General features: G+C 64.4%; 10 protein-coding genes. 3 read left to right on the top strand and 7 right to left on the bottom strand.

What is annotated here, in order from left to right:
• Positions 1-401 precede the first annotated feature (401 nt).
• The 5 genes from DCI01S_RS14470 to DCI01S_RS14450 all read right to left on the bottom strand — a co-directional run bounded on the left by DCI01S_RS14470 (position 402) and on the right by DCI01S_RS14450 (position 7489).
• Positions 402-983, bottom strand: coding sequence for a DUF6431 domain-containing protein (locus DCI01S_RS14470; protein WP_244881755.1), 582 nt, complete (start codon positions 981-983; stop codon positions 402-404).
• A gap of 459 nt (positions 984-1442) precedes the next feature.
• Positions 1443-2669: a PucR family transcriptional regulator gene (locus DCI01S_RS14465; protein WP_061229882.1), complete on the bottom strand. Its 1227-nt coding sequence runs from the start codon at positions 2667-2669 to the stop codon at positions 1443-1445.
• 293 nt (positions 2670-2962) lie between these two features.
• The gene (locus DCI01S_RS14460; RefSeq protein WP_061229881.1) at positions 2963-4384 is read right to left on the bottom strand and encodes an aldehyde dehydrogenase family protein; all 1422 of its coding nucleotides are present in this window, start codon (positions 4382-4384) and stop codon (positions 2963-2965) included.
• 30 nt (positions 4385-4414) lie between these two features.
• Positions 4415-5542, bottom strand: a complete 1128-nt coding sequence (locus tag DCI01S_RS14455; RefSeq protein WP_061229880.1) for an NDMA-dependent alcohol dehydrogenase — start codon at positions 5540-5542, stop codon at positions 4415-4417.
• Between the two features lie 51 nt (positions 5543-5593).
• Positions 5594-7489: an alkyl/aryl-sulfatase gene (locus tag DCI01S_RS14450; protein WP_061229879.1), complete on the bottom strand. Its 1896-nt coding sequence runs from the start codon at positions 7487-7489 to the stop codon at positions 5594-5596.
• A 456-nt stretch (positions 7490-7945) separates the two neighbouring features.
• On the opposite strand from DCI01S_RS14450, the gene DCI01S_RS14445 reads away from it, so the two are divergent.
• From DCI01S_RS14445 to DCI01S_RS14435, 3 genes are all read left to right on the top strand, one after another.
• Complete coding sequence (locus DCI01S_RS14445; protein ID WP_061229878.1) at positions 7946-9316, top strand: MFS transporter; 1371 nt, start codon at positions 7946-7948, stop codon at positions 9314-9316.
• On the top strand, positions 9300-9728 hold the full coding sequence (locus DCI01S_RS14440) for a YidH family protein (protein WP_061229877.1): 429 nt from the start codon (positions 9300-9302) through the stop codon (positions 9726-9728). Before DCI01S_RS14445 ends, DCI01S_RS14440 begins: the two co-directional genes overlap by 17 nt.
• Positions 9729-10158: 430 nt before the next feature.
• A complete protein-coding gene (locus DCI01S_RS14435) occupies positions 10159-11793 on the top strand; it encodes a long-chain fatty acid--CoA ligase (RefSeq protein ID WP_061229876.1) in 1635 nt (544 codons plus the stop codon).
• A 626-nt stretch (positions 11794-12419) separates the two neighbouring features.
• On the opposite strand, the gene DCI01S_RS14430 is transcribed toward DCI01S_RS14435, so the two are convergent.
• Together DCI01S_RS14430 and DCI01S_RS14425 are read right to left on the bottom strand one after the other, a co-directional pair.
• The gene (locus DCI01S_RS14430; protein ID WP_061229875.1) at positions 12420-13193 is read right to left on the bottom strand and encodes a hypothetical protein; all 774 of its coding nucleotides are present in this window, start codon (positions 13191-13193) and stop codon (positions 12420-12422) included.
• 180 nt (positions 13194-13373) lie between these two features.
• The coding region (locus tag DCI01S_RS14425; RefSeq protein ID WP_061229874.1) for an IS1380 family transposase at positions 13374-14572 on the bottom strand (1199 nt) is incomplete at its 5' end.

The raw sequence follows: 14572 nt of genomic DNA, 5'->3' as shown, positions 1-14572 counted from the left end.
ACAAGCTGACGATGCCGAGTTGTAGATTCCGCGAACTACCCTTCGCCGAGTTGCTCTGGCTACCGACACGAGAGCCAGTTTTGAGGCGATCGTGTAGCTGCCCCACTGGCGGGCTTAAGAGCTGCCCGCTGGCGGTCATGGGATCTGCCCGACTCGACATTGTTTCCCGGCTGTAGACCGTCGCTGAGTCTGCCGATGTTGGCGTCACTGTCGATGCCGACGAGAATCGGGTTGGTGGTCGGCACGGTGACGGTTAGATCCGCACAGTGATGGCATGGTCGACGCGTTGACGGTACGGGTGGGACAGACCGGGCTCGGAGACGGTGGTCGGCACGTTGACGACCGATCGTGGGCACGACAAAACCGCCCCGGGCATCTCTCGATCCCCGGGGCGGGGTCGGTCAGCTGGGGTCGGGTGAGAGCAGCCGGCCTTGGGTGTAGATGCCGATCAGGGCCCAAGGTGGGTCGGTGAATCCGCAGCGGCGTCGGTCCCAGTAGGCGGTGGCGACCAGCACGGTTAAGGTGTATTTGAACAAGTTCCCGGCGTATCGGATCTCGCTGAGCACGTCGGGGACCAGCTGGATCAGTCGGGTGATGGCCTGGTTGCGCATCCAGTCCAGATGGGTGTCGCTGACACTGCGCAGCCAGCGCCGCACCGTCGATTCGGACCGCCCCATCCGTGCCGCAATACGCCGAAAACCCAGCCCCTGGGCCTTGTGGGCCAATGCGGTGCCGATCACCTCGGTGGTGTCGGCCCAGCGGTACTGCAGTGCGGTGGGCAACAGGATGTGGGTCGATGCGCAGTCGCGGCAACGGACTCGGCGCGGGCGCACGGTCACCACCTCTGTCCCCAGCGACCGGACGGTCCGTTCGCGGCCGTACCCCCATTTGGCCAGCGTCCCGCGGCAGCGCGGGCAGGCCATGGTGGCCTCGGTGAGGTAGGCCTCGGCGTCCTCGGGACGACGAATGACGATCACAGCCACGCTCGACGTTCACGACTCATGAGCCTTGTCTAGCAGGGAAGACAGGGCAAGGGGTCAGTTCGTGTTGGGCGCCCGGCGGGCGGTGATCGTGCCGTCACTGCGGTTGCCGAGCAGGCCGGTGCGTCAGCGTGCGCATGCCGGCGCCGTCCGCTACGCCTGATTCCCAGCGGTTCGTTGATCGTCTGCACAGTGGTGGTGCAGACGATGGGCATTCGGGGCCGGGCCCGTCGGCACCGGAGCTGATGATCAAGGGCGCCGTGGTCGGCGCACACGAGGACGCTCAACACCCGGCCCGCTTGCGCAGCCCGGGACCTTCCTCGGGTGCGAAAGCGTCGATAGAGAACTCAACGCCCCGAGGAGATCATGGGCATTTTCGAAGCGTTCGGCCTGGCACGGCCACATCGAGTTGTGGGCGAGTCCTCCCAGGGTCTCGCATCATTCCGTCGCCCGCTATAGTCGCTAATCCTCGAGGCCCCGCCGAGCGATAAGCGCTGCACCGAGCAAGAGAATTCCATCGAACCGGCTCGGGTCCGCACCGGTAAGTTCCGCGATCCGATGCAATCTGTTGTTCACTGTATTGGGGTGCACCGACAGGTGCCGGGCCGTTCGACCCCTGTCCAGGTCGAGGGTAAAGTACCGGTCGAGGGTTTCGAGAAGGTCTGGATGACTTTCCAGAGGTTGAAGGACGCGGGCCAGATGTTCGAGGGCCGGGGACGGGCGCGTCAGCTGATAGGGAAGAGCGAGGTTGCGCAGGCTGTACACGCCCGGCGGACGAGCCGACGCCACCGCTACCCCGAGGACCTCGTCGGCCAGTGTGGCGGCCTCGGACATCAGGTCGTGATCGGCGGAGTCGGCCAGGCCAGCGATGAGCCGGACACGCGCTTCCTTGTCGATAACGTCAAGGATCCGGCGAGATGTAGACTCGGGATCTGCGAGGGACCCGGTGTGCGGGATCAGCAGATGTCCGCCCGAGCTACCGAGCGTCGACAGGACAGGGTACGCGCTCTGGTGCTCGTCGAGTGCCCGGAGTATCTTCCGGATGCGCCGACGAACAGACACCTGTGAGCCCGACGGCGGGGTTCCGTTCGGCGGCGGGTCCACATACGCCACAGCGAGGACAAGGTACTGCTCGGCCACCTCCACCCCAAACCGCTCGGCATCGGTCGCCACATCGCCGTCCCCGAGGAGCCCGCGGGCGACGAGGTCCTTTGACCCCCTTTCGCCACTGAGGATCGACTCCCGCTCGATATTGTGTGAACGGGTGACCGCGTTAAGCAGTTCTTCCTGAATCTCCATAAGCCTGGTACCGATGTACGGCAGGGTCCGCGCATCTGTGTCCGAGGCCACGGCAGCACACTGGAACCACAGATCCCTCGTACCCTTCTGCCAGTTCTGCAGGACCAGAAGAAGCGGGACCCCCTCGACCGCCCGCCTGGCCGCGATCTCTTGAGCCAGGGCGAGGTCATGCGAGTTCACTCCAGTGTCGTCACGAATCGCCCGGATGATGACGCCGTAGTAGTGCTTTTTGATCTGCGGGAGTTCTTCGTTCTGATAGTCCTTCGGCAGCCGGAGGAACTCTGCCGACTCGTCCTCCGGTCGCGGCTGGACGAGGTCGGCTACCTTAGCGGCGACAGCATCTAGGACCCGCCTGACTTCGGCATCCGGTCTGTTGAGCTGGGGTTTCATGGTCGATCCGCCTAGATGTGATGTCCAGGGAGTTTGGCCAGTCGGATGACTGGTGGCTGGCCGCCGAGGGCAGAGTGGGCGCGGTCATGATTGTAGAAGTGGAACCGCATCGAGGTGGCGAAGGATCGTCCAGCCCTGGCGACGATCTGCACGGGTCCAGGCCGACAGCCCCAGCGCCGGTGCGCGATGCGCTCTGCTTGAGATAGCGGGTCGACGCACTCCGTGGGCTGCTTTCCGGGAAGGGGCAGCCCACGGGGTGAACCGGCGAAAAGGGGGTCGATGGGCGGAAAAGGTCAGTACATCAAGGCCTTTGTCTCAAGGAACTCCTCGAGGCCGAGTGTGCCGAACTCTCGGCCGATGCCCGACTGCTTGTACCCGCCGAACGGGGCGTTGGGGTTGAACTGGCCTCCGTTGACCATCACCTGGCCAGTGCGCAGCCGGCCGGCGATCGAGCGTGCGCGCTCAGGGTCCTTGCTCCAGACACTTCCGCCGAGGCCGTAGATGCTGTCGTTGGCGATCCGGACGGCATCGTCCTCGTCGTCGTAGGGCTCGATCGCGAGAACCGGGCCGAACACCTCCTCGCGGTGAATCTCCATCTCGGTGGTGACGTCGGAGAACACGGTCGGTCGCACGAAGTAACCGGACGTGCCGTCAACGGATCCGCTTCCTCCAGTGACCAGCCGTGCACCTTCGGCAATTGCCCGGTCGATGAACCCCCGGACGCGGTCGCGCTGAGCAGCAGAGACGAGAGGGCCGACCTGTGTTCCCTCGTCATCCGGATGGCCCAGGGCTAGCGATTCGGCGATCTCCTTAGCTGCCCGCTCCACGCCTTCGAGCTGAGACCGCGGCACAAGCAGCCGGGTGAGCGCCGAACAGGTCTGCCCGGAGTTGATCATCGACCACTGGATCGCGTGCGGCATGACCTCCTCGAGATCAGCATCGTCGAGTACTACGTTTGCGCTCTTGCCACCGAGTTCGAGGGCGACCCGCTTAACGGTCTTCGAGGCGACCTCGCTGACGCGGGTGCCCCCGGCGACAGAACCAGTAAACGAGACCATGTCCACGTCCGGATGCGCGGCGATCGCCTCGCCGACGGTCGGGCCGTAGCCACTGACCAGGTTGAAAACCCCCGCCGGAAGGCCGACCGAGTCGATGATCTCGGTGAGAAGGACCGCGCTCAGTGGTGCGACCTCGCTCGGCTTGACCACGACCGTGTTACCGGCCGCCAATGCGTATGCGACCTTCGCCGCTACCTGGTGCAGCGGGTAGTTCCACGGTGTGATCGCGCCGATGACGCCCACGGGTTCGCGGAGGATCGTCGCGCCGAGTTCCTCGTGTTCGAAGTCGAACCCCTCGACCACGTCTGCGGCGCGGCTGAAGCTGTTGATGGGCATGGGCACCTGCATGGTGCGTGAGAAGTCGCGCGGAGCCCCCATTTCGGAGGAGATCGCCTCCGCGAGGTCTTCTAGGCGTTCGGTCATGCCACCTGCAATCGCCCTGAGGATCGCGGCACGCTCCGCGACAGGAGTTCGCGACCAGGAGTCGAAGGCGTCACGAGCGGCCGCGACGGCATCGGCGACGTCGTCGGCTGTTCCCTCCGGGACCGAGGCGATGACCTGTTCAGTGCTGGGATCCACCACATCGATGGTGTCGGTGCCGTGCGAGTCCACCCAGGTCCCACCGACATAGATCTTGGAAAATCGCGGGTTGTTCATTGGTTTTCCTTCCGTCCGCCCGGTCCGCAGTCAGTAATCCTCGTCGGTGTACTCGATGATGCCGCGCAGGTTCTTGCCGGCCATCATGTCCTCGTAGCCCTTGTTCACGTCCTCAAGGCGGTAGGTGTTGGTCACCAGCTCATCGAGCTTCAATGCGCCGCTGCGGTAGTGCTCAAAGAGCCTGGGGACCTGGATCCGCGGACCGGTGCCGCCGAAGATTGCTCCCTGGAGATTTTTCTGGAGCAACGTCATTTCGAACAGGCTGAGTGTGACGTCGGAGTGCGCCGCTGGGCCCATGCCGGTGACGACGACCTGGCCGCCCTTGCCCGTGATCGACATCGCGGGCTGGATCATCTCACCGAGGATTTCCCCGACGGAGATGATCGTCACGTTGGCCATTAGGCCCCAGGTCATCTCACGCACCGGTTCCATTGCCTCCTCCATCGAGCCGTACGCGTGCGTGGCCCCAAGTTCGAGGGCCTTAGTCCGCTTGAACTCCACCGGATCGACGGCCACAACGAACCGGGCACCGGCCGCAGCCGCGCCCTGGACCGAGTTGATCCCGACACCGCCCACACCTTGGACTACGACCGTGTCGCCAGCGCGGGTGCCTCCGATCTCAGTTGCCGAGCCCCAGCCGGTGGCCACGCCGCATCCGAGGAGGGCCGCAACCTTGAGGGGGATGTCATCGTCGATCTTGATCAGCGAGGCCTCATTGACAGTGATGTACGGCGAGAAGGTGCCGAGAAGGCACATCGACACGAGGCCTTCGCCCGCGGCTGTCGTGGCCCGGAACGTGTCATCTGAGATTGACCTGCCGGTTAACAGGCTCGCGCCCTTGTCACAGAGGTTCTGCAAACCTGCCGAGCACGGGCGGCACTTGCCGCAGGCGGGGATGAAGGCCGTGATCACACGGTCCCCTTCCTTCAGGGAGTCCACACCGGGGCCGACCTTGGTGACGATTCCGGCTCCCTCGTGACCGCCAATGGCCGGAAACTCGACGGGGAAGTCCCCGTGCTGCAGGTGGCGGTCGGAGTGGCACATCCCGGAGGCTGCGAGCTTTACTTGGACCTCGCCGTGGATCGGGTCACCCAGCTCGATTTCCTCGATCTGCCAGTCTTGCCCGGGGCCACGGACGATTGCTCCCTTGGTCTTCATGGTTCTACTCCTAGGTTGGTGTGCGGATGGTATGGGTCTGCCGATGAGCTACTACGGCGTGACGATCGGGAAATTCTGGGGAAAGGTGTCTAGCAGAGACGAAAGGGTGGAGAGCAGCTCACGGTCACCTGAGACGGCGGCCGTCCCCGCGTCGATCGACTCGTCGATTGACGCGGCCCCGAGGCTGATAGCTCCGAGCCGGGCGCGGGACAGACTGAGTTCGGCATCAGTCTCCCCCGAGCAGTCGATGGGGGTGCTGATGAGCACTCCGTTGGTGAGCTCAAGAATCCTGCGTTCGTCGGTGTCGGTGACATGGAGCGCGATGCGCATCCGATGACCGGACGCCTCCGGTCCGTTCAGTCGAATTGACAGGTACTTGAGGATCATGTCCGTACTCATCATCGAGAGCACGTCCGACGTGCCCAGACCGGCGGCTTCGGTGGACAGTCCGTGCCGCAGTTCCTTTGCGCCCGTCAGGTAGAAGTTCCGCCACGGAGCGGACTCAGCCTGGTAGCCCATTTGCTCAAGGGCGTCGGCTTGTAGTTCGCGAGCGTCGACGTTGTCCGAATCGGCATACACCACATGGTTGACCACCTGCGCCACCCACCGGTAGTCGCCTTCGTCGAATGACGCCCTCGCCCGCTGCAGTACGGCCTCGGCACCGCCCATGAACTCGACGTAGCGTTCGCTGGCGGCTACCGGGGGATGCGCGTGGAGAGTAGCGGGGTTCCCGTCGAACCACCCCAGATACTTCTGGTAGACAGCCTTCACGTTGTGGTTGAGCGACCCGTAGAGTCCTCGGCTGGACCAGCGCGTCGCGAGCGATTCCGGAAGTTCGACGATCTCGGCAATCTCGTGCATGGTGTGACCGTGTGCCGCTAGGCGGAGCGTCTCGTCGTGGATGTAGCGGTAGAGATCGCGTTGACTCTCCATGAACTCGGTGAGCTCTTCGTTTCCCCACACCGGCCAGTGGTGGCAGATGAACAGAGTGTCCGAGCGATCGGCGTAGAGCTGGATGGCCTCGTTGATGTAGTCGCTCCATGCGATCGCATCACGAATCTGGGTGCCACGGAGCGTATATAGGTTGTGCATGTGATGGGACACGTTTTCCGCCATGCAGAGTGCGCGCAGATCAGGGAGGTAGAAGTTCATTTCGGCGGGGGCCTCGGTGTCAGGCGTGTACTGGAATTCGAATCGCACCCCGTCGAGTACGAGCTCCTGGCCGGTCTCGTAGACGATGTCTGTCGGTTCGAGAAGCGTCACCGAGCCGCCGGAGAGGGAAAGACCGAGGCCGGTAGACACCACCCCAGTCGCTCCCGGCGACAAGCGTTGCCCGAACATGTAGTGGGCTCGACGATTCATCGCGTTGCCGGCATAGACGTTCTCGCTCACCACCCCCTCGAGGAACCCGCTCGGTGCGACGATGCGCGTAGCGCCTGATTCGACGTCTTCCGCGCTGACGACGCCCTTGACGCCGCCGAAATGGTCGGCGTGGCTGTGGGTGTAGATCACTGCGGTGACCGGCTTCTCGCCGAGTTCGCGACAGACAAGCTCCAGCGCAGCCCGCGCACACTCAGCTGAGGTCAACGGGTCGACGACGATGTAACCGGAGCTTCCTTCGATGACCGTCATATTGGACACGTCGAAGCCGCGCACCTGGTAGATCCCCTCAATGACTCTGTACAGCCCGTGCAGGCTGTGGAGTTGCGACATGCGCCAAAGACTGGGGTTAACGGTCTCTGGGGCACTCTTGTTGAGGAACTCGAACTTGTCCGCATCCCACACCACTCGTCCCGAATCATCTGTGATGACGAGCGGATCTAAGGTCGCTATGAATCCTCGCTGAGCGTCATCGAATGCGCGGGTGTCATCGAAATCGAGCAAGTCCTTCACGGCATTATTCGCGGCAATGGTGGCCGGTGTGGCAGACCCACTCTCGGTGTTCATGAAATACCTTTCTGCGGAGATGTTGAGAGAAGTCGATTCGTTAGAGAAACAGTCTGAACGCGACCCCTTGCACAAGGTAGTGATCTAGGACACATACCCGATTACCTCAGGCTAAGGTGTGGGGGGAGCCACTTCAATGGTGTCTATGCCCACTACGTTGGGGCCTACATTGTGTTGTTGCACAGTCCGGACCCACGCCGCCCTGCGGGGTCGTGCAGTTCTTCTCCGGATTCAGTGCCAGCGTGTGGTCGGGCACAGCTCGAACGAGCCGAGAGTGTACATATAGCCAGTTGAGTCCGCCGCATTGCGCATATAGCGTAACGATATCGCCGATGTAATGTGGATCACACCACGCTGGCGGTGAAATATTCGTGCGCCGTGGCCAGATCGATTTCGAACTTAGTTAGTTCTAGAAACGAGGGCATTCATCGGCTAACTACGAAATGAGGAACGATAATGACCGATTCGGTCACCGCGTCAGATCGCGAGTCCGCCACCCCGCGGGCGATCCACGACGAACCAGGCGGGAAAAAGGCCTGGGTGATCATCACGATGCTGCTGTTGTTCATGATGATCAACTTCGCGGACAAGGCCGTCCTCGGCCTGTCCGCGACGTCGATCCAGGAAGAGTTCGGCATCACCAACCAGCAGTACGGAACGATCTCGAGCGCGTTCTTCCTCTTCTTCTCCCTATCCGCCGCGCTGGTCGGCTACCTGTCGGACAAGTTCAACCCGAAGAACGTCCTGACCGTCCTCATCGCAATCTGGGCGGTGTCGATGATCCCAGTCTTAGGACCCGCTGGTTTCCTGGTAATCCTCATCTCGAGGGTGGTGCTCGGCGCTGCGGAGGGGCCAGCATTCGGGGTGTCCCAACACGTCGGGATGTCGTGGTTCGAGGACAAGAAGCGCAATTGGCCCGCAGCCGTACTCGGGCTCGGTTCGCCCATGGGTGTGGTCGTCGCCAGTCCGATCCTCGGATGGGTCATCGTCACATTCGGATGGCGATACAGCTTCGGGGTGATGATCCTGCTCTCAGTCCTGTGGGCGATTGTCTGGATGAAGGTCGGGAAGGTCGGTCCGGTCGGCCGCAAACTCGACACGCCGGAGCCTGTTGGAGACGCCCTGAGCGAGCCGACAGTCGCTCCCGAGCCAGCCAAGATCGCCTATTGGAGACTGATTGGGAATGGAACTTGGATCGGATGCGCACTCAGTTCCTTCGCTGCGTACTGGGCGCTCTCCCTGCTCGTGGCCTGGGTCCCGCCTTATCTCGAGAACGGGCTGGGATACACCCGGGATTCGATCGGACTGCTCACCACACTGCCGTGGATCGCCATGTCCGCCTCTGGCGTCGGCATGGGCCTCGTCGTTCAGTACCTCCTTCGCAGAGGCGTGTCGTCTCGGGGGGCGCGCGGCGTGTTTCCCGGCCTCGTGGTTCTCGTGGGCGGGGTGTTGACACTTGTGTTCGTGCAGGTGGACACTCCCTGGCTAGCCCTACTGCTGATGGCCGTCGGACTTGGAGCGCCGGCCGCGTGTCTGACGACAGCAGTTACCGCACTGAGTGAGGTCACCCCCGCCCACCAACGAGGATTCAGCCTCGGCATGTTTGTCGCCTTCTATTCGCTTTCCGGTGTCGTCGCCCCGTACCTCACGGGTGTACTCGTCGGCCAAGCGGCTGATGGCGTCACCACGGGTTACCTGACCGCCTTCACCACCACCGGAATCGTCATGCTCATCGGCGCGGCGGCCTCAATACTGTTGATTGATCCAGCTCGCGAGCTCCGAACGTTCGCTGCAAGGGCCGCAAAGACAGATGCCGCCGCAGTCTGAGCCGGACGTCGCCGGCGCGCCAACCGCGAGCGATCATCGTTCTCGCGGTTGGCGCCCGCCCGGGTTTCGTGGTGGTCACGAGCCGGATCCCCGCTTCACCCTGGCCAACGAGCGCACGTTTCTTGCATGGATCCGGACGAGTCTCGCATTGATCGCCAGCGCAGTAGCTCTCGAGACGTTCGTCGGGGACAGCGTGAGCGCCATGCTGCGTGCCCCGCTGGTTCTCGGCATCCTGGTCGTCGCAGCACTGCTTGCCGGCGTTGCCTTTCACAGATGGCTCGTTCTCGAGTCGGCGATGCGGCACTCGCGCCCGCTCCCGGCGCCGCGTGGCGCGGTACTCCTCTCCGTCGTAGTCTTCGCCGGAGCGGCCGCCCTATTCGTCGCCCTCCTGCCAGCGGCGTTGACACGATAATGACGGCGGATGTCTCCGACGGGCCGGTCGACCCGGGATTACAGCCGGAGCGGACGGCCTTGTCTTGGGCGAGGACGTGGGCCGTGACTTCTTTAGTGATCCTGTTCGTGGCCAGGTCCGCAGCGCCATACTCTGCCGTGGGCGCAATCGCTATCACCGGCCTATGCGTCGTGCCGGCGATCGGGCTCGTCACCATTCCGAGACGACTCCGTCGGAGCATCGCGCACGTCGCAGGACGATCAAAAGGCCATGAAACCTGGTGGGCTACGAACGGTCTTCTCGTAATGACCCTCTGGGTCATTACTGCAGTCACGATGGCCCTCGTCATAAAGCGCTAACACCCTAAGACCACGAAGTGTCGGAGCCAAGCGCGCCTTGCGACACTTCGGCCATTTACCGCGCGCCATCTTTTCAGTAAGGAGCCCCCCACATGCGCAGCACCATGAAGCCGGAGCAGCTGAACGTCAGCACGATCCTCGAGTTCGGGGCGAGCGTCCACAAGGACGCCGCGGTCACCACCTGGACGGACACGGAGCCGCGCAAGGTCACGTTCGGTGAGATCGGCACGCGCGCCGCACAACTGGCGAATGCGCTGCGGTCACTCGGGATCGACGCGGACCAGCGCGTGGCGACCTTCCAGTGGAACAACTCCGAACACATGGAGGCCTACCTGGCGGTCCCGTCGATGGGGGCGGTGCTGCACCCGCTGAACATCCGGCTGTTCCCGGACCAGCTCGAGTTCGTGGCCAACCACGCCGAGGACAAGATCATCATCGTCGACCCCAGCCTCATCCCGCTGCTGCAGCCGCTGCTGCCCAGGTTCACCACGATCGAGCACGTGATCGTCACCCGCGGCGCCGCGTCCACGCTCGAGGCTCCCGAGGGGATGCAGGTCCACGACTATGAGGAGCTGCTGGCCGCCCAGCCCGCCGAGTTCGACTGGCCCGAAATCGACGAGAACTCCGGCGCCGCGATGGCCTACACCTCCGGCACCACCGGTGACCCGAAGGGCGTCGTCTACTCGCACCGCTCGATCTACCTACACTCGATGCAGGTGTGCATGTCCGACGGGATGAACATCTCGCTGGACGACAACGTGCTGGCGATCGTGCCGATGTTCCACGCCATGTCGTGGGGCCTGCCGTACGCGGCGTTCCTGGTGGGCGCGTCCCTGCTCATGCCGGAGCGGTTCCTGCAGCCCGAGCCCCTCGCGGCCATGATCGCGAGCGAGCGGCCCACCCTGGCCGCCGCCGTGCCGACAATCTGGCAGGCCGTGGACGCCTACAGCGTCGAGCACCCGATCGACATGTCGAGCTTCCGCTCCGTGGTCGTGGGCGGCAGTTCGTGCCCGCCGGAGCTGATCCGCAAGTTCCGCGACAAGTACGGGATCGACATCACCCACGCGTGGGGCATGACCGAGACCTCGCCCATCGGCACCCTGTCCCGGCCCAAGGCGTCCCTGCCGGAGGAGAAGCAGTTCCAGCTGCGCACCACGCAGGGTCGCTTCATCGCGGGCGTCGACGCGCGGATCGTCGACGACGCCGGCGAGGCCCTGCCCTGGGACGGCGAGTCCGTGGGCGAACTGCAGGTGCGCGGGCCGTGGATCACGGGCAGCTACTACAAGGTGGATTCGCCGGACTCGTTCGACGACGGCTGGCTGCGCACCGGCGACGTCGGCTACGTGCTGCCGGAAGGCTTCCTGCAGCTCACCGACCGGGCCAAGGACATCATCAAGTCCGGCGGCGAGTGGATCTCCTCCGTCGAGGTGGAGAACTACCTCTTGGAGCACCCGTCCGTCGCCGAAGCGGCCGTGATCGGTGTGCCCGACCCCAAGTGGGACGAGCGCCCGCTGGCCACGGTCGTCGTCAAGGAGGGCCTGCCCGACCCGGACGTCGAGGAACTCCGCGCCCATCTCGCCGATCGCATGGCCAAGTGGCAGGTCCCCGAGCGCTTCGCCTTTGTCGACGAGATCCCCAAGACGAGTGTCGGCAAGCTCGACAAGAAGCGTATCCGCGCCTCGCACGCCGACGGCGAGCTCACCGTGGTCAACGCCCTGGAAGATTGACTTGGAGGCGAATGCCCCAACACAGTGGTCAAAGCGGATGAAATCTGCCGTGGCAACACTGGGCGTTCTTAGTGACGGTCGATCATTGTCGAGGAATTCGGCGAGAGCTCACCCCATATAAGCGACCAGGCCGGTGGACTATTTGTCGGAGAATTTTCCGCCTTGACCCGCGGTGCTACCCGCCGCCCGTCCCCCAGTCCGCGCTGCTGACAGCGGTGGGCCAATTCCTTGGCGTCGCGTTTGACGATCCTCCAATGGCAACACTCGCGAGCTGGTCCCAGAGTGCCGGGAGCGCGCTCGCTGCAGTCGCAGAAGCACGTAGTGCAGAAGACGAGCGCACATCTGGGGTGTCTGCGACGCCTTAGAGGCTAACCACGATGTTCGACGACGCTGCTCGGGTGGCCATCACCGATAACTCATTCCACGAGGTTGACGACGGCGAGTTCGGTCACCGACCTGGCGATTGAGTCTCGTACGAGTCAGCTCAATGAGCAGGTCGCCGCGTTCGGCCACCGGTGGTTCGACGAGCACATGCCTCCGGCGTCACTCGGTTACCGAGTGACGCCGGAGTGGGGGTGACGCTGGAAACCACCCGGCTTGACCGGACGATTCCCCGTGGAGATCGGTCAGCTACCTGCGCCTGCCGGGCCGCCAGCGGCAGAGCCGCTGTCGGCCTCGGTGTCGTCGCCGCCTGCGAGGGAAGCGGTGAGGGCGGCTCCCGCGCCCACGACGCTGCCGCTGACGCTGCCGGAGCTCGCCGAGCCGAGCGGACCGAGGATGTCGTTCGCCTGGTCGGCCACGACCTGCGGGTCGATGCCGAAGTAGTTCACGAGCCCACCGAGCCTGGGGCCGATGACATCGTCATCCGCGCAGATGATGCCCGCTGATGCGGGTTCCTCGGGCACTGGCGCATCCCAGCTCACGGTCTCGCCAGCCGGAACTCGAAGACCGGCCGTGATGCCGGTACCGAAGGTGGTGGCTGTGCCCACCAGATCGAGTCCGGGCCCACTCACCACCGCGGCGGGCTCACCCAGCGGGCTCACCGTCAGAACGGAGACGCCGCCACCGCCCTGGATCGTGCCGAGCACCCCGAGTGATCCCAGGCTGTTCGGATCGATCTCGCGGGGATCGATGTCGTTCTCTTCGATTGTGCTGTACGGCGCGGTGAAGCCGATGCACTGCTGGGCCTCATCGCCCTCGTTGGTGTAGGTGACCGTCGGGCCACCTTCCGCGTTCGGGGTCACCGAGACGGGACCGTTCAGCGCGATGCTGGCGAGCTGGAGGTCATTGGCGATCTCCGAGGAGCCCTGGGCTCCCGCGGCGCCGGCTCCGGCCAGGACGGTGCCTCCGGCGAGTGCCGCCGCCGAAACAGTTGCTGCGACTTTCTTGAGTTGTGACATTGCTTCTCCTCCGAACGGATGCAAACCCCGCGGCACTAGCCCCCCTGATTCATGGGGTGTGGGAGATTCGGTTCTCTACGGATGTCGCGTCCTGATTGGCGAGTAGGCGTGCGGAAGCTCCGGCTAGCGCTGCCGGTGGGCGGGTCTCCGGGTGGTGCTGTCGTGGGCGGGCAGGTGAGGTCAGGCGGGTTTGGGGATCGCGGCGATCGTGTGGAACACCGCCTCGATGGCGACGGCCCACGGCCAGGTTTCGGGGATTTTCACGCGTCGTCGGCGGCTGCTGCGGGTCAGCAGGGCCGCGACGTGCAGGAATCGGTAGCGCATCGCTTTGGGCTCGCACAAGGCGAGAACGGCGGCCTCGCCGATGCAGGCCAGCAGCCGCGTCCACGCGATGAGGTCTGCGGCGATCATGACCGCGACGAGCCAGGCCTGGTTGACCGCGAATTCCCGCGAAGGAAGGCGGCCGAGTCCGGTGTCTTTGGCGTGTCGGATCCGGTCCTCCACGCGGGCGTGCGCCCGATGCCGCGCTTCGAGGAACTGCAGTTGACCGACGGCGGTGTTGGTCACAAATGCCTGGTAGCGCCACCCGTCGAGTTCCTCGAACATCGACAGTTGGGCGCCAGGGTGGGGTCGTTCGCGGCGGACGATGACCCGCATCCCGTCTGGCCACTTGGCGAGCATCCGTGGGGAGAGGAACCCGGTCAGCTCGGCGACCTCAGCCCCGGGCCGCAGGTCCCCGCCCTGGTTCAACGCCGGCCCCCACGTTGCCTCGGGAGCCATCGCGATCGCCCGCCGGATCGGGTTGGTGACCGCGAATCCGACCGAGTACTCCACCTGCCGACCGCGGACGCGGTTCTGGTCGGTGATCCATTCCAGCAGGGCGTGGGAGGCGCCGGCGCCGTCGGAGCGGATCAGCACATCACGCCGGTGAGCGGCGGGGACCTGCGCAATCGCCTGGCCCAGGACATCGATGTGGTCGGCAGCGGTGTTCGACCCGGCGTTGCCCGGCCGCAAGCTCGCGGCGAGGAACTCTTCTGTGTTGTCGCACCACACGCCGATCGGGTGATACCCGAACGTGCGCTTATAGGTTGGCGCGGCCTGCTCTTTTTCGCTGTGGGTGGCCACGATGGTGGCGTCCACGTCGAGCACGATCGTCGATCCCAGGTCCCGGCCCGCGCACTTCGAGGCGGGCACCCCGCCGGGCAGGTGGGACCACACGTGCCGCCGGGCACGAGCCCGCGCGACCTGGATTTTCTTGCGTTTACCGGCGGTGACCTCATCCAGGGTGCGCCACACCGTCGGGGACGAGGCGACCGGCCCCAGGACCGTGGATTGGTGGCGCAGGACGCGGATGTCGGCGATGGACTCCCCGCCACCGG

Source organism: Dietzia cinnamea NBRC 102147, assembly GCF_001571065.1.
Taxonomy (GTDB): Bacteria; Actinomycetota; Actinomycetes; order Mycobacteriales; family Mycobacteriaceae; genus Dietzia; species Dietzia cinnamea.
Note: the sequence above shows the minus strand (reverse complement) of the source record. Positions and strands in the feature narration are given on the sequence as shown.